The sequence below is a fragment of the Shigella sp. FC1661 genome (assembly GCF_001712525.1).
Classification (GTDB): Bacteria; Pseudomonadota; Gammaproteobacteria; order Enterobacterales; family Enterobacteriaceae; genus Escherichia; species Escherichia coli.
This window is the reverse complement of record NZ_MDGW01000177.1, coordinates 14,566-33,038: the sequence shown is the minus strand read 5'-3', so window position 1 is coordinate 33,038 and position 18,473 is coordinate 14,566. Positions and strand designations below refer to the sequence as shown.

The following is an 18,473-nucleotide window of genomic DNA, read 5'->3' as shown; positions in this document are numbered from 1 at the left end:
TCGGCCTTTGAGGTCGTGGTATGGATGACGGATGGCTGGCCGCTGTATGAATCACGCCTGAAGGGAAAGCTGCACGTTATCAGCAAGCGTTACACTCAGCGCATTGAGCGACATAATCTGAATCTGAGACAACATCTGGCAAGGCTGGGACGGAAGTCACTGTCGTTCTCAAAATCGGTGGAGCTGCATGACAAGGTCATCGGGCATTATCTGAACATAAAACACTATCAGTAAGTTGGAGTCATTACCTAATCCACCATGTTCCAGCGCGCACAACTCTACGGCGGTACGGTAAGGCACAAAGGTTTGTAGCATGTCGGTGAGTGCAGCTTTGCGCAGGTAGTTTTGATAAGCGGGAATACCAATGGCGCTTAAAATGGCAATGATGCCAATAACCACCATCAGTTCGATAAGTGTAAAACCGCGTTGCTTGTCCATCTGTTTCGCTCCTTGATTTGGTTGGCGCTACTTTGGCAAACGCCATCAGCACAAGCGAGGGGCAAAAAACGAAACGGGAAAGCAGCTTCCGAGGTTTTTTATTTCGTTGCAGCGAAAGACAAGAAATTTGCGAGGCGTTACGAAGAAAGTTGGGGAAGGGGAGATTATCCGCCCGCGATGGAGCGGATAAATCTGTCAGCAATTAGCGAAAACGCATTGAAAGGTCGAGTGCTTGTACGTGTTTAGTTAGCGCACCGACGGAGATAAAGTCCACGCCCGTTTCGGCAAATTCGCGCAGTGTTTTGTCAGTGACGTTGCCAGACACTTCCAGTAGCGCCTTGCCGTTGGTGCGTTTGACGGCTTCGCGCATCTGTTCTGTTTCGAAGTTATCCAGCATGATGATATCGGCTCCTGCTTTCAGGGCTTCATCAAGTTCTTCCAGATTCTCTACTTCGACTTCTACTGGCGCATCCGGGTGCAGCCAGGACGCTTTTTCGACGGCCTGGCGCACTGAGCCGGAGGCAATAATATGATTTTCTTTGATCAGGAAGGCATCAGAAAGCCCCAGACGGTGATTCGCTCCGCCGCCGCAAAGTACCGCGTATTTCAGAGCTGAACGCAGGCCAGGTAAGGTTTTGCGCGTATCCAACAACTGCGTGTTGGTGCCTTCCAGTAATTCGACATAGTGGCGTACCTTACTGGCAGCTCCTGAAAGGGTTTGCACAAAATTAAGCGCAGTGCGTTCGCCCGTTAACAGCACGCGGGATGGGCCTTCAAGTTCGAACAAGGGTTGATTGGCGTTGATGACATCGCCGTCATCCACATGCCAGATTATGGTGACATCGTCGCCTGCCAGTTGAATAAACACCTCTTCAACCCAGCGTTTGCCGCAAAATACGCCATTCTCGCGGGTGATCACCGTGGCATGAGAGCGAGAGTTTTCCGGTAAAAGTTTTGCCGTAATGTCATTGTTGGCATCGACTGTTCCGCCTAAATCTTCCCGCAGCGCCTGGGCCACCGCGCCGGGGATATCGAGATTAATGCGTTCCAGCAGCTCGTCACGTCGGGTGTCAGGGTTATAGCGGCGAGGCGGCATGTTAAAACTCCAGATAGCTAACGAATCATAAAGTAGAAACATGCTACTCTGAACCGGGTATTAGCACCACATATAAGGAGATCCTGCATGTTGTTAGAACAGGGGTGGCTGGTTGGCGCGCGCCGCGTTCCCTCACCACATTACGATTGCCGCCCGGATGACGAAACACCCACCCTGCTGGTGGTGCACAATATTAGCCTGCCGCCAGGCGAGTTTGGCGGTCCGTGGATCGACGCATTATTCACTGGAACTATTGATCCGCAGGCACATCCTTTCTTTGCTGAGATCGCCCATTTGCGCGTCTCCGCTCACTGTTTGATTCGCCGTGATGGTGAAATAGTCCAGTATGTTCCTTTCGATAAACGTGCATGGCATGCGGGAGTCTCTCAGTATCAGGGGCGCGAACGCTGCAATGATTTTTCTATTGGGATTGAGCTTGAAGGCACCGATACGCTGGCGTATACCGATGCGCAGTATCAACAGCTTGCGGCGGTTACGCGGGCACTGATTGATCGCTATCCAGATATCGCTAATAACATGACGGGCCATTGTGATATTGCGCCGGATCGGAAAACCGATCCCGGCCCTGCATTTGATTGGGCGCGGTTTCGTGCGCTGGTCAGCAAGGAGACAACATGACGCTATTTACAACCTTACTGGTGTTAATTTTCGAGCGCCTGTTTAAGTTGGGCGAGCACTGGCAGCTTGATCATCGTCTTGAAGCGTTCTTTCGGCGGGTGAAACATTTTTCTCTCGGGCGCACGTTAGGCATGACCATTATTGCGATGGGCGTGACTTTTTTACTGTTACGCGCATTGCAGGGAGTATTGTTCAACGTTCCCACGCTGCTGGTGTGGCTGCTGATTGGTTTGCTGTGTATTGGCGCAGGTAAAGTTCGTCTTCATTATCATGCTTATCTGACAGCTGCTTCACGTAATGATAGCCATGCCCGTGTCACGATGGCTGGCGAACTCACCATGATTAACGGCGTCCCGGCAGGCTGCGATGAACGTGAGTATTTGCGTGAGCTGCAAAATGCATTGCTGTGGATTAACTTTCGTTTTTATCTTGCTCCGCTGTTCTGGTTGATTGTGGGGGGAATCTGGGGACCCGTTACGCTGATGGGGTATGCGTTTTTGCGTGCATGGCAATACTGGCTGGCGCGATACCAGACGCCGCATCATCGTTTACAGTCCGGCATTGATGCCGTGCTTCATGTACTGGATTGGGTGCCGGTTCGTCTTGCGGGTGTGGTATATGCCTTGATCGGTCATGGGGAGAAAGCGTTACCGGCCTGGTTTGCTTCGCTGGGTGACTTCCATACTTCGCAGTATCAGGTGTTAACGCGTCTGGCGCAGTTCTCTCTGGCGCGTGAACCGCATGTCGATAAGGTGGAGACGCCGAAGGCAGCGGTTTCAATGGCGAAGAAAACCTCGTTCGTGGTCGTGGTGGTGATTGCACTACTGACGATTTACGGGGCGTTGGTGTAAAGATTATTGCCCTCACCCTGTACGGGTGAGGGCGTAGAGAGATTAATGCGCTTTTACGGCTTTGGCGGTTTTCTCTTTAAACAGATAGCCGATACCTAACACGATCAGCCATACCGGGATCAGGTATACCGAAATCGCCATTCCTGGGGTCATCAGCATAATCACCAGTACCGCCGCCATAAACAGCAGGCAGATCCAGTTACCCAGCGGATAAAGCAGAGCAGGGAAGCGAGTTACCACGCCTTGTTCCTGCTTGGCGCGACGGAATTTCATATGCGCCAGGCTAATCATCGCCCAGTTGATTACCAGTGCAGATACCACCAGCGCCATTAACAGTCCGAAAGCGGACTCTGGGGCAAGGTAGTTAATCAGTACGCACAACGCCGTTACCAGTGCAGACACCAGAATGGTATTTACTGGTACACCACGTTTATCGACAGACGCCAGCGCTTTTGGCGCATTACCCTGTTGTGCCAGACCAAACAGCATACGGCTGTTGCAATATACGCAGCTGTTGTACACGGAGAGCGCCGCAGTCAGTACCACGATGTTCAGCGCATTCGCCACAAAGGTATCGCCTAACTCGTGGAAGATCAGCACAAACGGACTGGTATCGGCGGTAACGCGGGTCCACGGCATCAGTGAGAGCAGAACGGCTAACGAACCAATATAGAAAATCAGGATGCGGTAGATAACCTGGTTAGTTGCTTTCGGTATACTTTGCTCCGGGTTATCAGCTTCTGCTGCGGTGATCCCCACCAGTTCCAGACCACCGAACGAGAACATGATAATCGCCATCATCATCACCAGCCCGGTGAAGCCGTGCGGCAGGAAACCACCCTGATCCCACAGGTTGCTAACGGTCGCCTGCGGGCCGCTGTTGCCACTGAATAGCAGCCAGCCGCCGAAGATGATCATCGCTACCACCGCGATAACTTTGATAATGGCAAACCAGAACTCCATCTCGCCAAACACTTTAACGTTGGTCAGGTTGATGGCGTTAATCACCACAAAGAATACGGCGGCAGAAACCCAGGTGGGGATTTCCGGATACCAGAACTGAATGTATTTACCCACGGCAGTCAGCTCAGCCATGGCAACTAAAACGTACAGTACCCAGTAGTTCCAGCCAGAGGCGAAACCGGCAAAACTGCCCCAGTATTTATAAGCAAAGTGGCTAAAGGAGCCTGCGACAGGTTCTTCGACCACCATTTCACCCAGCTGACGCATGATCAGAAAGGCGATAAAACCAGCAATGGCGTAACCCAGGATAATCCCTGGCCCTGCGGACTGTATTACGGAGGCGCTACCCAGGAATAACCCGGTCCCTATCGCGCCACCCAGCGCGATAAGCTGAATATGGCGGTTTTTAAGGCCGCGCTTTAGCTGCTCGCCGTGCTGTTGACCTTCCATCATGAAACCTCGTGCGGTGGTTGTTTTTTTGATCTACGCAGTGATGCGTGTGTAAGTTTGCAATTCCGTTTGTTGTATTAATTTGTTTACATCAAAGAAGTTTGAATTGTTACAAAAAGACTTCCGTCAGATCAAGAATAATGGTATGCGGCAGCGAATGCACCCGCTTTATGCATGGTTGAAGATGAGTTGCTTAAAAAGAAACCGTTTGTAAAGCTCAGCCTCAACCCCTCTCAATATGTAGAATGAATTTAAATTCGTTTTAATTGAATTAAAAATCACAAAATTGGTAAGTGAATCGGTTCAATTCGGATTTTTATAGTTTAATAATCGTTAAAAAATCCCTTTCCTACGTAAAGTCTACATTTGTGCATGGTTACAACTTTGAAACGTTATATATGTCAAGTTGTTAAAATGTGCACAGTTTCATGATTTCAATCAAAACCTGTATGGACATAAGGTGAATACTTTGTTACTTTAGCGTCACAGACATGAAATTGGTAAGACCAATTGACTTCGGCAAGTGGCTTAAGACAGGAACTCATGGCCTACAGCAAAATCCGCCAACCAAAACTCTCCGATGTGATTGAGCAGCAACTGGAGTTTTTGATCCTCGAAGGCACTCTCCGCCCGGGCGAAAAACTCCCACCGGAACGCGAACTGGCAAAACAGTTTGACGTCTCCCGTCCCTCCTTGCGTGAGGCGATTCAACGTCTCGAAGCGAAGGGCTTGTTGCTTCGTCGCCAGGGTGGCGGCACTTTTGTCCAGAGCAGCCTATGGCAAAGCTTCAGCGATCCGCTGGTGGAGCTGCTCTCCGACCATCCTGAGTCACAGTATGACTTGCTCGAAACACGACACGCCCTGGAAGGTATCGCCGCTTATTACGCCGCGCTGCGTAGTACCGATGAAGACAAGGAACGCATCCGTGAACTCCATCACGCCATAGAACTGGCGCAGCAGTCTGGCGATCTGGACGCGGAATCAAACGCCGTACTCCAGTATCAGATTGCTGTCACTGAAGCGGCCCACAATGTGGTTCTGCTTCATCTGCTAAGGTGTATGGAGCCGATGTTGGCCCAGAATGTCCGCCAGAACTTCGAATTGCTCTATTCGCGTCGCGAGATGCTGCCGCTGGTGAGTAGTCACCGCACCCGCATATTTGAAGCGATTATGGCCGGTAAGCCGGAAGAAGCGCGCGAAGCATCGCATCGCCATCTGGCCTTTATCGAAGAAATTTTGCTCGACAGAAGTCGTGAAGAGAGCCGCCGTGAGCGTTCTCTGCGTCGTCTGGAGCAACGAAAGAATTAGTGATTTTTCTGGTAAAAATTATCCAGAAGATGTTGTAAATCAAGCGCATATAAAAGCGCGGCAACTAAACGTAGAACCTGTCTTATTGAGCTTTCCGGCGAGAGTTCAATGGGACAGGTTCCAGAAAACTCAACGTTATTAGATAGATAAGGAATAACCCATGTCAGAACGTTTCCCAAATGACGTGGATCCGATCGAAACTCGCGACTGGCTCCAGGCGATCGAATCGGTCATCCGTGAAGAAGGTGTTGAGCGTGCTCAGTATCTGATCGACCAACTGCTTGCTGAAGCCCGCAAAGGCGGTGTAAACGTAGCCGCAGGCACAGGTATCAGCAACTACATCAACACCATCCCCGTTGAAGAACAACCGGAGTATCCGGGTAATCTGGAACTGGAACGCCGTATTCGTTCAGCTATCCGCTGGAACGCCATCATGACGGTGCTGCGTGCGTCGAAAAAAGACCTCGAACTGGGCGGCCATATGGCGTCCTTCCAGTCTTCCGCAACCATTTATGATGTGTGCTTTAACCACTTCTTCCGTGCACGCAACGAGCAGGATGGCGGCGACCTGGTTTACTTCCAGGGCCACATCTCCCCGGGCGTGTACGCTCGTGCTTTCCTGGAAGGTCGTCTGACTCAGGAGCAGCTGGATAACTTCCGTCAGGAAGTTCACGGCAATGGCCTCTCTTCCTATCCGCACCCGAAACTGATGCCGGAATTCTGGCAGTTCCCGACCGTATCTATGGGGCTGGGGCCGATTGGTGCTATTTACCAGGCTAAATTCCTGAAATATCTGGAACACCGTGGCCTGAAAGATACCTCTAAACAGACCGTTTACGCGTTCCTCGGCGACGGTGAAATGGACGAACCGGAATCCAAAGGTGCGATCACCATCGCTACCCGTGAAAAACTGGATAACCTGGTCTTCGTTATCAACTGTAACCTGCAGCGTCTTGACGGCCCGGTCACCGGTAACGGCAAGATCATCAACGAACTGGAAGGCATCTTCGAAGGTGCTGGCTGGAACGTGATCAAAGTGATGTGGGGTAGCCGTTGGGATGAACTGCTGCGTAAAGATACCAGCGGTAAACTGATCCAGCTGATGAACGAAACCGTTGACGGCGACTACCAGACCTTCAAATCGAAAGATGGTGCGTACGTTCGTGAACACTTCTTCGGTAAATATCCTGAAACCGCAGCACTGGTTGCAGACTGGACTGACGAGCAGATCTGGGCACTGAACCGTGGTGGTCACGATCCGAAGAAAATCTACGCTGCATTCAAGAAAGCGCAGGAAACCAAAGGCAAAGCGACAGTAATCCTTGCTCATTCCATTAAAGGTTACGGCATGGGCGACGCGGCTGAAGGTAAAAACATCGCGCACCAGGTTAAGAAAATGAACATGGACGGCGTGCGTCACATCCGCGACCGTTTCAATGTGCCGGTGTCTGATGCAGATATCGAAAAACTGCCGTACATCACCTTCCCGGAAGGTTCTGAAGAGCATACCTATCTGCACGCACAGCGTCAGAAACTGCACGGTTATCTGCCAAGCCGTCAGCCGAACTTCACCGAGAAGCTTGAGCTGCCGAGCCTGCAAGACTTCGGCGCGCTGCTGGAAGAGCAGAGCAAAGAGATCTCTACCACTATCGCTTTCGTTCGTGCCCTGAACGTAATGCTGAAGAACAAGTCGATCAAAGATCGTCTGGTACCGATCATCGCCGACGAAGCGCGTACTTTCGGTATGGAAGGTCTGTTCCGTCAGATTGGTATTTACAGCCCGAACGGTCAGCAGTACACCCCGCAGGACCGCGAGCAGGTTGCTTACTATAAAGAAGACGAGAAAGGTCAGATTCTGCAGGAAGGGATCAACGAGCTGGGCGCAGGTTGTTCCTGGCTGGCAGCGGCGACCTCTTACAGCACCAACAATCTGCCGATGATCCCGTTCTACATCTATTACTCGATGTTCGGCTTCCAGCGTATTGGCGATCTGTGCTGGGCGGCTGGCGACCAGCAAGCGCGTGGCTTCCTGATCGGCGGTACTTCCGGTCGTACCACCCTGAACGGAGAAGGTCTGCAGCATGAAGATGGTCACAGCCACATTCAGTCGCTGACTATTCCGAACTGTATCTCTTACGACCCGGCTTACGCTTACGAAGTTGCTGTCATTATGCATGACGGTCTGGAGCGTATGTACGGTGAAAAACAAGAGAACGTTTACTACTACATCACCACGCTGAACGAAAACTACCACATGCCGGCAATGCCGGAAGGTGCTGAGGAAGGTATCCGTAAAGGTATCTACAAACTCGAAACCATTGAAGGTAGCAAAGGTAAAGTTCAGCTGCTGGGCTCCGGTTCTATCCTGCGTCACGTCCGTGAAGCGGCAGAGATCCTGGCGAAAGATTACGGCGTAGGTTCTGACGTTTATAGCGTGACCTCCTTCACCGAGCTGGCGCGTGATGGTCAGGATTGTGAACGCTGGAACATGCTTCATCCGCTGGAAACTCCGCGCGTTCCGTATATCGCTCAGGTGATGAACGACGCTCCGGCAGTGGCATCTACCGACTATATGAAACTGTTCGCTGAGCAGGTCCGTACTTACGTACCGGCTGACGACTACCGCGTACTGGGTACTGATGGCTTCGGTCGTTCCGACAGCCGTGAGAACCTGCGTCACCACTTCGAAGTTGATGCTTCTTATGTCGTGGTTGCGGCGCTGGGCGAACTGGCTAAACGTGGCGAAATCGATAAGAAAGTGGTTGCTGACGCAATCGCCAAATTCAACATCGATGCAGATAAAGTTAACCCGCGTCTGGCGTAAGAGGTAAAAGAATAATGGCTATCGAAATCAAAGTACCGGACATCGGGGCTGATGAAGTTGAAATCACCGAGATCCTGGTCAAAGTGGGCGACAAAGTTGAAGCCGAACAGTCGCTGATCACCGTAGAAGGCGACAAAGCCTCTATGGAAGTTCCGTCTCCGCAGGCGGGTATCGTTAAAGAGATCAAAGTCTCTGTTGGCGATAAAACCCAGACCGGCGCACTGATTATGATTTTCGATTCCGCCGACGGTGCAGCAGACGCTGCACCTGCTCAGGCAGAAGAGAAGAAAGAAGCAGCTCCGGCAGCAGCACCCGCGGCTGCGGCGGCAAAAGACGTTAACGTTCCGGATATCGGCAGCGACGAAGTTGAAGTGACCGAAATCCTGGTGAAAGTTGGCGATAAAGTTGAAGCTGAACAGTCGCTGATCACCGTAGAAGGCGATAAAGCTTCTATGGAAGTTCCGGCTCCGTTTGCTGGCACCGTGAAAGAGATCAAAGTGAACGTGGGTGACAAAGTGTCTACCGGCTCGCTGATTATGGTCTTCGAAGTCGCGGGTGAAGCAGGCGCGGCAGCTCCGGCGGCTAAACAGGAAGCGGCTCCGGCAGCGGCCCCTGCACCAGCAGCTGGCGTGAAAGAAGTTAACGTTCCGGATATCGGCGGTGACGAAGTTGAAGTGACTGAAGTGATGGTGAAAGTGGGCGACAAAGTTGCCGCTGAACAGTCACTGATCACCGTAGAAGGCGACAAAGCTTCTATGGAAGTTCCGGCGCCGTTTGCAGGCGTCGTGAAGGAACTGAAAGTCAACGTTGGCGATAAAGTGAAAACTGGCTCGCTGATTATGATCTTCGAAGTTGAAGGCGCAGCGCCTGCGGCAGCTCCTGCGAAACAGGAAGCGGCAGCGCCGGCACCGGCAGCAAAAGCTGAAGCCCCGGCAGCAGCACCAGCTGCGAAAGCGGAAGGCAAATCTGAATTTGCTGAAAACGACGCTTATGTTCACGCGACTCCGCTGATCCGCCGTCTGGCACGCGAGTTTGGTGTTAACCTAGCGAAAGTGAAGGGCACTGGCCGTAAAGGTCGTATCCTGCGCGAAGACGTTCAGGCTTACGTGAAAGAAGCTATCAAACGTGCAGAAGCAGCTCCGGCGGCGACTGGCGGCGGTATCCCAGGCATGCTGCCGTGGCCGAAGGTGGACTTCAGCAAGTTTGGTGAAATCGAAGAAGTGGAACTGGGCCGTATCCAGAAAATTTCTGGTGCTAACCTGAGCCGTAACTGGGTGATGATCCCGCATGTTACCCACTTCGACAAAACCGATATCACCGAGCTGGAAGCGTTCCGTAAACAGCAGAACGAAGAAGCGGCGAAACGTAAGCTGGATGTGAAGATCACCCCGGTTGTCTTCATCATGAAAGCCGTTGCTGCAGCTCTTGAGCAGATGCCTCGCTTCAATAGTTCGCTGTCGGAAGACGGTCAGCGTCTGACCCTGAAGAAATACATCAACATCGGTGTGGCGGTGGATACCCCGAACGGTCTGGTTGTTCCGGTATTCAAAGACGTCAACAAGAAAGGCATCATCGAGCTGTCTCGCGAGCTGATGACTATTTCTAAGAAAGCGCGTGACGGTAAGCTGACTGCGGGCGAAATGCAGGGCGGTTGCTTCACCATCTCCAGCATCGGCGGCCTGGGTACTACCCACTTCGCGCCGATTGTGAACGCGCCGGAAGTGGCTATCCTCGGCGTTTCCAAGTCCGCGATGGAGCCGGTGTGGAATGGTAAAGAGTTCGTGCCGCGTCTGATGCTGCCGATTTCTCTCTCCTTCGACCACCGCGTGATCGACGGTGCTGATGGTGCCCGTTTCATTACCATCATTAACAACACGCTGTCTGACATTCGCCGTCTGGTGATGTAAGTAAAAGAGCCGGCCCAACGGCCGGCTTTTTTCTGGTAATCTCATGAATGTATTGAGGTTATTAGCGAATAGACAAATCGGTTGCCGTTTGTTGTTTAAAAATTGTTAACAATTTTATAAAATACCGACGGATAGAACGACCCGGTGGTGGTTAGGGTATTACTTCACATACCCTATGGATTTCTGGGTGCAGCAAGGTAGCAAGCGCCAGAATCCCCAGGGGCTTACATAAGTAAGTGACTGGGGTGAGGGCGTGAAGCTAACGCCGCTGCGGCCTGAAAGACGACGGGTATGACCGCCGGAGATAAATATATAGAGGTCATGATGAGTACTGAAATCAAAACTCAGGTCGTGGTACTTGGGGCAGGCCCCGCAGGTTACTCCGCTGCCTTCCGTTGCGCTGATTTAGGTCTGGAAACCGTAATCGTAGAACGTTACAACACCCTTGGCGGTGTTTGCCTGAACGTCGGCTGTATCCCTTCTAAAGCACTGCTGCACGTAGCAAAAGTTATCGAAGAAGCCAAAGCGCTGGCTGAACACGGTATCGTCTTCGGCGAACCGAAAACCGATATTGACAAGATTCGTACCTGGAAAGAGAAAGTGATCAATCAGCTGACCGGTGGTCTGGCTGGTATGGCGAAAGGCCGCAAAGTCAAAGTGGTCAACGGTCTGGGTAAATTTACCGGGGCTAACACCCTGGAAGTTGAAGGTGAGAACGGTAAAACCGTGATCAACTTCGACAACGCGATCATTGCAGCGGGTTCTCGCCCGATCCAACTGCCGTTTATTCCGCATGAAGATCCGCGTATCTGGGACTCCACTGACGCGCTGGAACTGAAAGAAGTACCAGAACGCCTGCTGGTAATGGGTGGCGGTATCATCGGTCTGGAAATGGGCACCGTATACCACGCGCTGGGTTCACAGATTGACGTGGTTGAAATGTTCGACCAGGTTATCCCGGCAGCTGACAAAGACATCGTTAAAGTCTTCACCAAGCGTATCAGCAAGAAATTCAACCTGATGTTGGAAACCAAAGTTACCGCCGTTGAAGCGAAAGAAGACGGTATTTATGTGACGATGGAAGGCAAAAAAGCACCCGCTGAACCGCAGCGTTACGACGCCGTGCTGGTAGCAATTGGTCGTGTGCCGAACGGTAAAAACCTCGACGCAGGCAAAGCTGGCGTGGAAGTGGACGACCGTGGTTTCATCCGCGTTGACAAACAGCTGCGTACCAACGTACCGCACATCTTTGCTATCGGCGATATCGTTGGTCAGCCGATGCTGGCACACAAAGGTGTTCACGAAGGTCACGTTGCCGCTGAAGTTATCGCCGGTAAAAAACACTACTTCGATCCGAAAGTTATCCCGTCTATCGCCTATACCGAACCAGAAGTTGCATGGGTAGGTCTGACTGAGAAAGAAGCGAAAGAGAAAGGCATCAGCTATGAAACCGCCACCTTCCCGTGGGCTGCTTCTGGTCGTGCTATCGCTTCCGACTGCGCAGACGGTATGACCAAGCTGATTTTCGACAAAGAATCTCACCGTGTGATCGGTGGTGCGATTGTCGGTACCAACGGCGGCGAGCTGCTGGGTGAAATCGGCTTGGCAATCGAAATGGGTTGTGACGCTGAAGACATCGCGCTGACCATCCATGCGCACCCGACTCTGCACGAGTCTGTGGGCCTGGCGGCAGAAGTGTTCGAAGGTAGCATTACCGACCTGCCGAACCCGAAAGCGAAGAAGAAGTAATTTTTCGTTTGCCGGAACATCCGGCAATTAAAAAAGCGGCTAACCACGCCGCTTTTTTTACGTCTGTAATTTACCTTTCCAGTCGCCTTGCTCCGCGCTCAGAGAGACGTTCGCGTACTGCTGACCGTTGATCGTTATTCAATCTGGCAGTACGGTTACTGTCGTTTAGACGTTGTGGGCGGCTCTCCTGAACTCTCTCCCGAAAAACCTGACGTTGTTCAGGTGATGCTGATTGAACACGCTGGCGGGCGTTATCACGTTGCTGTTGGTTCAGTGGGCGCTGCTGTACTTTTTCCTTAAACACCTGGCGCTGCTCAGGCGAGGCTGACTGAATACGCTCACGCGCTGCGTCTCTTCGCTGCTGGATCTGTGGGTTAGTCTGCATTTTCTCGCGGACTGCCTGGCGCTGCTCAGGCGAGGCGGGCTGAATGCGCTCACGCGCTGCCTCTCTTCGCTGCTGGATCTGCGGGTTAGTCTGCATTCTCTCGCGAACTGCCTGGCGCTGCTCAGGAGAAGCTGACTGATAACGCTGACGAGCGGCGTCCTTTTGTTGCTGGGTCAGGGGTTGGCGACGGCTGAAGTCGCGGAAGTCGTCATAGCTCCCATAGTGTTCAGCTTCATTAAACCGCTGTGCCGCTGCCTGACGTTGGGTATCTCGTGTAATGACGGGGGCGGCGTGTGTTCGTTGCTGAAACTGACTTGCTGCCGCCTGACGCTGGCTGTCGCGTGTTGGAGCAGGTAGCTGCGTGGCACTCATTCCGCCGTTGACATCGGTTTGATGAAACCGCTTTGCCATATCCTGATCATGATAGGGCACACCATTACGGTAGTTTGGATTGTGCCGCCATGCCATATTCTTATCAGTAAGATGCTCACCGGTGATACGGTTGAAATTGTTGACGTCGATATTGATGTTGTCGCCGTTGTGTTGCCAGCCATTACCGTCACGATGACCGCCATCGTGGTGATGATAATCATCATCGTCATGATGATGATGGTCATGATCGTCGTCATCCCAGTCGATGCTGCTGAATAGTGCGTACGTGGTAGCAACACCCATGCTATAGCCGAATCCGCGCACAAAGCTGTCAATAAACGGTTCTCCGGCTGGTGGTGGCAGATAAACCGGCGGATACGCAGTATTGGCCCAGTTCCCGTAAACCACGGTTGGGTTGTAGTTGGGAATATAGACCACATCAGGATTGGCGGGCTCAATGGAAATGACGGTTGTTGCAGGCTCTGTAATGACGGGGCTGGCAGTTAAAACGGTATTGGATGGTATGACGGGTGCCGTGACTGTCTGTTTTACCGGTACAGCTTTCTTCGTTGTGGTAATAACTTTTTGTTCGTTTGATGACTTCAGCGAACCGGTTTGTTGCGCCAGTTGCCGCAATCGCTGTACCGAGTCCATCACGTCCTGCGGCTGCGCCAGAAAAGCATCGCCCAGGTTTTGCACCCATTGCGGGTTTTCGCCCATCAATGCCATCAATTGTGGAAAGGCCACCAGTGATTTAACGCTGGCGTCCCACGGCTGGTCAGATACCGCCTGAATAGCAGCATCGCCTTGTTTAAGTGGATTATCGTGCGACCATTGCACTGCTTGAGCAACGTTTGCCGGATAGGTTGATGCCATCAGCACCTGCGAAAGTAGGGCGTCGGGATACAGCGCGACGGGCGCGACCCATTGATCTATTTGTGCAGTGCTGAATGCGGATTTAACGACGGCGGGTGTTACGGGAGGCGCGGAAACCGTTGCAGGAAGCGTAACCGCGGCAGCGTCAGACACAGCCAGTTGTGTCGATTGCGTTTCCACAGCCGCTTCCACTGTGCGGCTTTTTATATATAGCCCGGCAGAGGCGGCACAAAGCCCGGCACTGCAAATTAGTGCCAGCACATGGGGTTTAAACGGCAAAGTCATTTTCATAATTCGGATCTCAAGGAAATCGCAATGGTCGGCGAACTGCCACCCGCAGGTGCTGTTAATCCGAGTATAAAGAGGCGGTAGTTTAAATTTTGACTAATCTTGGGATTCGTTGAGAAAGGTGATTATCACCATGCGAATTAACGAAGTTTTTACGTAGGGAAACAATCTCTAGACCATCCTTAACGATTCAGCCACTTTTTTATGTTGCTTTTTTGTAAACAGATTAACACGTCGTCAAAATCCTGCTATTCTGCCCGTTGCGGTACTGGGCATTTACCCTACAAACTGCTGTCTCACAGGAGCGTGAAGAGAATCGCCTGCCGCACTATGACAATGAGAGCGAGGAGAACCGTCGTGCTAGAAGAATACCGTAAGCACGTAGCTGAGCGTGCCGCTGAGGGGATTGCGCCCAAACCCCTGGATGCAAACCAAATGGCCGCACTTGTAGAGCTGCTGAAAAACCCGCCCGCGGGCGAAGAAGAATTCCTGTTAGATCTGTTAACCAACCGTGTTCCCCCTGGCGTCGATGAAGCCGCCTATGTCAAAGCAGGCTTCCTGGCTGCTATCGCGAAAGGCGAAGCCAAATCCCCTCTGCTGACTCCGGAAAAAGCCATCGAACTGCTGGGCACCATGCAGGGTGGTTACAACATTCATCCGCTGATCGACGCGCTGGATGATGCCAAACTGGCACCGATCGCTGCCAAAGCACTTTCTCACACACTGCTGATATTCGATAACTTCTATGACGTAGAAGAGAAAGCGAAAGCAGGCAACGAATATGCGAAGCAGGTAATGCAGTCCTGGGCGGATGCCGAATGGTTTCTGAATCGCCCGGCGCTGGCTGAAAAACTGACCGTTACCGTCTTCAAAGTCACTGGCGAAACCAACACCGATGACCTTTCTCCGGCACCGGATGCGTGGTCGCGCCCGGATATCCCACTGCACGCGCTGGCGATGCTGAAAAACGCCCGTGAAGGTATTGAGCCAGACCAGCCAGGTGTTGTTGGCCCGATCAAACAGATTGAAGCTCTGCAACAGAAAGGTTTCCCGCTGGCGTACGTCGGTGACGTTGTGGGTACGGGTTCATCGCGTAAATCCGCCACGAACTCCGTTCTGTGGTTTATGGGCGATGATATTCCACATGTGCCGAACAAACGCGGCGGTGGTTTGTGCCTCGGCGGTAAAATTGCACCCATCTTCTTTAACACGATGGAAGACGCGGGTGCACTGCCAATCGAAGTCGACGTCTCTAACCTGAACATGGGCGACGTGATTGACGTTTACCCGTACAAAGGTGAAGTGCGTAACCACGAAACAGGCGAACTGCTGGCGACCTTCGAACTGAAAACCGACGTGCTGATTGATGAAGTGCGTGCTGGCGGCCGTATCCCGCTGATTATCGGGCGTGGCCTGACCACCAAAGCGCGTGAAGCACTTGGTCTGCCGCACAGTGATGTGTTCCGTCAGGCGAAAGATGTCGCTGAGAGCGATCGCGGCTTCTCGCTGGCGCAGAAAATGGTAGGCCGTGCCTGTGGCGTGAAAGGCATTCGTCCGGGCGCGTACTGCGAACCGAAAATGACTTCTGTAGGTTCACAGGACACTACCGGCCCGATGACCCGTGATGAACTGAAAGACCTGGCGTGCCTGGGCTTCTCGGCTGACCTGGTGATGCAGTCTTTCTGCCACACCGCGGCGTATCCGAAGCCAGTTGACGTGAACACGCACCACACGCTGCCGGACTTCATTATGAACCGTGGCGGTGTGTCGCTGCGTCCGGGTGACGGCGTAATCCACTCCTGGCTGAACCGTATGCTGCTGCCGGATACCGTCGGTACCGGAGGTGACTCCCATACCCGTTTCCCGATCGGTATCTCTTTCCCGGCGGGTTCTGGTCTGGTGGCATTTGCAGCCGCAACAGGCGTAATGCCGCTGGATATGCCGGAATCCGTTCTGGTGCGCTTCAAAGGCAAAATGCAGCCGGGCATCACCCTGCGCGATCTGGTACACGCCATTCCGCTGTATGCCATCAAACAAGGTCTGCTGACCGTTGAGAAGAAAGGCAAGAAAAACATCTTCTCTGGCCGCATTCTGGAAATTGAAGGTCTGCCGGATCTGAAAGTTGAGCAGGCCTTTGAGCTTACCGATGCGTCCGCTGAGCGTTCTGCCGCTGGTTGTACTATCAAGCTGAACAAAGAACCAATCATCGAATACCTTAACTCTAATATCGTCCTGCTGAAGTGGATGATCGCGGAAGGTTACGGCGATCGTCGTACCCTGGAACGTCGTATTCAGGGCATGGAAAAATGGCTGGCGAATCCTGAGCTGCTGGAAGCCGATGCAGATGCGGAATACGCGGCAGTGATTGACATCGATCTGGCGGATATTAAAGAGCCAATCCTGTGTGCTCCGAACGACCCGGATGACGCGCGTCCGCTGTCTGCGGTACAGGGCGAGAAGATCGACGAAGTATTTATCGGTTCTTGCATGACTAACATCGGTCACTTCCGTGCTGCGGGTAAACTGCTGGATGCGCATAAAGGCCAGTTGCCGACCCGCCTGTGGGTGGCACCGCCAACCCGTATGGACGCCGCACAGTTGACTGAAGAAGGCTACTACAGCGTCTTCGGTAAGAGCGGGGCTCGTATCGAGATCCCGGGCTGTTCTCTGTGTATGGGTAACCAGGCGCGTGTAGCAGACGGTGCGACGGTGGTTTCCACCTCTACCCGTAACTTCCCGAACCGTCTGGGGACTGGCGCGAATGTCTTCCTGGCTTCTGCAGAACTGGCGGCTGTTGCGGCGCTGATTGGCAAACTGCCGACGCCGGAAGAGTACCAGACCTACGTTGCGCAAGTAGATAAAACTGCCGTTGATACTTATCGTTATCTGAACTTCAACCAACTTTCTCAGTACACCGAAAAAGCCGATGGGGTGATTTTCCAGACTGCGGTGTAATAAGTAAGCGCACGCGCTGCGCATAAACGACACAATGCCCGGTGAATGAGATTCCCGGGCATTTTTTATTTCTAAACCATCGCCGTTCCGCTGTTTTTCTCCGGTAAGGCTGCGATAATTACATCAATGGCGCAATGCGATTTCGGCGCATTGCCGGGAGCAGAGGAACACACTATGGATTACGAATTTCTGCGCGATATTACCGGAGTGGTAAAGGTGCGTATGTCCATGGGGCATGAAGTGGTCGGGCACTGGTTTGATGAAGAGGTGAAAGAAAACCTGGCCTTGCTTGATGAAGTGGAACAAGCAGCGCACGCACTGAAAGGTAGCGAACGGTCCTGGCAACGGGCAGGGCATGAATACACCCTGTGGATGGACGGTGAAGAGGTGATGGTCGCGCCAATCAACTGGAATTCGCTGGCGATGAAATGGAAGAGGGGATGAACTACTACGACGAAGAAAGCCTGTCGCTATGCGGCGTTGAGGATTTTCTGCAGGTCGTGGCGGCTTACCGCAATTTCGTGCAGCAGAAGTAAATAAATCTGGCGGAGCCTGGAGCTCCGCCAGAGCCGTTAAACAGCTGGCATATTGCGCCCGTAATAAATCTCGCGCATTTCTTTCCACAGCGCAGCGGTAATTTCCTGGCGCTCGCTGTCGGTTAAATCTTCCGGTTTGGTGTGGAACATGTAGTGCTTAAGGTCGAACTCTTTAAGCAACATCTTGGTATGGAAGATATTTTCCTGATAGACGTTTACATCCACCATGTCATACAGCGCCTTCATATCGTCAGACATAAAGTTCTGAATCGAATTAATCTCATGGTCGATAAAGTGCTTCATACCGTTAATGTCGCGGGTAAAACCGCGCACGCGATAATCAATGGTTACGATATCGGACTCAAGCTGGTGGATCAGGTAATTCAGCGCCTTCAGCGGAGAAATCACGCCGCAGGTAGAGACTTCAATATCGGCGCGGAAGGTACATAAACCACCTTCAGGATGGCTTTCCGGGTAGGTATGTACGCAAATATGACTTTTATCGAGATGGGCAACGACCGTTTCTGGCAGTGGGCCGGGGTGTTCTGTTTTGTCGATGAGTTTCGGGTCAACCGGTTCTTCACTCACCAGAATAGTGACGCTGGCACCCTGTGGTTCGTAATCCTGGCGGGCGATGTTAAGAATATTGGCCCCGATAATGGAACAGGTTTCTGACAGGATTTCGGTCAGACGGTTGGCATTATAGAGTTCATCGATATAAGCAATATAACCGTCGCGCTCTTCGGCAGTTTTGGCGTAGCAGATATCGTAAATACAAAAACTCAGACTTTTGGTCAGATTATTAAAGCCATGCAGTTTCAGTTTTTTCAATTTCT

At 52.3% G+C, this 18,473-nt stretch carries 12 protein-coding genes and 2 pseudogenes; 9 read left to right on the top strand and 5 right to left on the bottom strand.

The genetic code is table 11. The annotated features are described in order from the left end of the window. Positions 1–234: IS1 family transposase (locus BFF42_RS11545; RefSeq protein WP_001393844.1), on the top strand; the 234-nt coding region annotated here is incomplete at its 5' end. Positions 235–249: 15 nt separating this feature from the next. Here the strand turns inward: BFF42_RS11545 and BFF42_RS11540 are convergent. Both BFF42_RS11540 and nadC read right to left on the bottom strand, forming a co-directional pair. After that, positions 250–438, bottom strand: a pseudogene (locus tag BFF42_RS11540) (prepilin-type N-terminal cleavage/methylation domain-containing protein); the annotation flags it as partial. A 202-nt stretch (positions 439–640) separates the two neighbouring features. Next, entirely contained in the window at positions 641–1,534 is an 894-nt protein-coding gene (gene nadC / locus BFF42_RS11535) for a carboxylating nicotinate-nucleotide diphosphorylase (RefSeq protein WP_001135158.1), read from the bottom strand. An 87-nt stretch (positions 1,535–1,621) separates the two neighbouring features. On the opposite strand from nadC, the gene ampD reads away from it, so the two are divergent. Further along, positions 1,622–2,173, top strand: a complete 552-nt coding sequence (gene ampD / locus BFF42_RS11530) for a 1,6-anhydro-N-acetylmuramyl-L-alanine amidase AmpD (protein ID WP_000923726.1) — start codon at positions 1,622–1,624, stop codon at positions 2,171–2,173. Next, positions 2,170–3,024 (top strand): beta-lactamase regulator AmpE, encoded by an 855-nt coding sequence (gene ampE / locus BFF42_RS11525; protein ID WP_000172017.1) that lies wholly within the window; start codon positions 2,170–2,172, stop codon positions 3,022–3,024. The genes ampD and ampE overlap by 4 nt, the downstream gene beginning before the upstream one ends. A gap of 42 nt (positions 3,025–3,066) precedes the next feature. On the opposite strand, the gene aroP is transcribed toward ampE, so the two are convergent. After that, complete coding sequence (gene aroP, locus BFF42_RS11520) at positions 3,067–4,440, bottom strand: aromatic amino acid transporter AroP (protein WP_000969917.1); 1,374 nt, start codon at positions 4,438–4,440, stop codon at positions 3,067–3,069. Positions 4,441–4,980: 540 nt separating this feature from the next. Here aroP and pdhR point away from each other — a divergent pair. From pdhR to lpdA, 4 genes are all read left to right on the top strand, one after another. Further along, positions 4,981–5,745, top strand: coding sequence for a pyruvate dehydrogenase complex transcriptional repressor PdhR (gene pdhR, locus BFF42_RS11515; RefSeq protein ID WP_000331776.1), 765 nt, complete (start codon positions 4,981–4,983; stop codon positions 5,743–5,745). Positions 5,746–5,905: 160 nt separating this feature from the next. Beyond that, entirely contained in the window at positions 5,906–8,569 is a 2,664-nt protein-coding gene (gene aceE, locus BFF42_RS11510; RefSeq protein ID WP_000003812.1) for a pyruvate dehydrogenase (acetyl-transferring), homodimeric type, read from the top strand. A 14-nt stretch (positions 8,570–8,583) separates the two neighbouring features. Next, positions 8,584–10,476: a pyruvate dehydrogenase complex dihydrolipoyllysine-residue acetyltransferase gene (gene aceF, locus BFF42_RS11505; protein ID WP_000963518.1), complete on the top strand. Its 1,893-nt coding sequence runs from the start codon at positions 8,584–8,586 to the stop codon at positions 10,474–10,476. Between the two features lie 324 nt (positions 10,477–10,800). Continuing rightward, entirely contained in the window at positions 10,801–12,225 is a 1,425-nt protein-coding gene (gene lpdA, locus BFF42_RS11500; protein WP_000102485.1) for a dihydrolipoyl dehydrogenase, read from the top strand. Positions 12,226–12,295: 70 nt separating this feature from the next. On the opposite strand, the gene BFF42_RS11495 is transcribed toward lpdA, so the two are convergent. Then, positions 12,296–14,149: a DUF3300 domain-containing protein gene (locus BFF42_RS11495; protein WP_000784399.1), complete on the bottom strand. Its 1,854-nt coding sequence runs from the start codon at positions 14,147–14,149 to the stop codon at positions 12,296–12,298. 354 nt (positions 14,150–14,503) lie between these two features. Here BFF42_RS11495 and acnB point away from each other — a divergent pair, with 354 nt between their 5' ends. Continuing rightward, positions 14,504–17,101, top strand: a complete 2,598-nt coding sequence (gene acnB / locus BFF42_RS11490) for a bifunctional aconitate hydratase 2/2-methylisocitrate dehydratase (protein ID WP_039058962.1) — start codon at positions 14,504–14,506, stop codon at positions 17,099–17,101. 174 nt (positions 17,102–17,275) lie between these two features. After that, positions 17,276–17,637: pseudogene (gene yacL / locus BFF42_RS11485) on the top strand (protein YacL). Between the two features lie 36 nt (positions 17,638–17,673). Here yacL and speD read toward each other — a convergent pair. After that, on the bottom strand, positions 17,674–18,468 hold the full coding sequence (gene speD / locus BFF42_RS11480) for an adenosylmethionine decarboxylase (protein WP_000734287.1): 795 nt from the start codon (positions 18,466–18,468) through the stop codon (positions 17,674–17,676). Between the last annotated feature and the right edge of the window lie 5 nt (positions 18,469–18,473).

Bases quoted from the DNA above. Each gene is read 5' to 3' on its own strand.
- ampD (WP_000923726.1), top strand. From the start codon at position 1,622: ATGTTGTTAGAACAGGGGTGGCTGGTTGGCGCGCGCCGCGTTCCCTCA.
- aceE (WP_000003812.1), top strand. From the start codon at position 5,906: ATGTCAGAACGTTTCCCAAATGACGTGGATCCGATCGAAACTCGCGAC.
- aroP (WP_000969917.1), bottom strand. From the start codon at position 4,440: ATGATGGAAGGTCAACAGCACGGCGAGCAGCTAAAGCGCGGCCTTAAA.
- BFF42_RS11495 (WP_000784399.1), bottom strand. From the start codon at position 14,149: ATGAAAATGACTTTGCCGTTTAAACCCCATGTGCTGGCACTAATTTGC.
- pdhR (WP_000331776.1), top strand. From the start codon at position 4,981: ATGGCCTACAGCAAAATCCGCCAACCAAAACTCTCCGATGTGATTGAG.
- aceF (WP_000963518.1), top strand. From the start codon at position 8,584: ATGGCTATCGAAATCAAAGTACCGGACATCGGGGCTGATGAAGTTGAA.
- nadC (WP_001135158.1), bottom strand. From the start codon at position 1,534: ATGCCGCCTCGCCGCTATAACCCTGACACCCGACGTGACGAGCTGCTG.
- ampE (WP_000172017.1), top strand. From the start codon at position 2,170: ATGACGCTATTTACAACCTTACTGGTGTTAATTTTCGAGCGCCTGTTT.
- lpdA (WP_000102485.1), top strand. From the start codon at position 10,801: ATGAGTACTGAAATCAAAACTCAGGTCGTGGTACTTGGGGCAGGCCCC.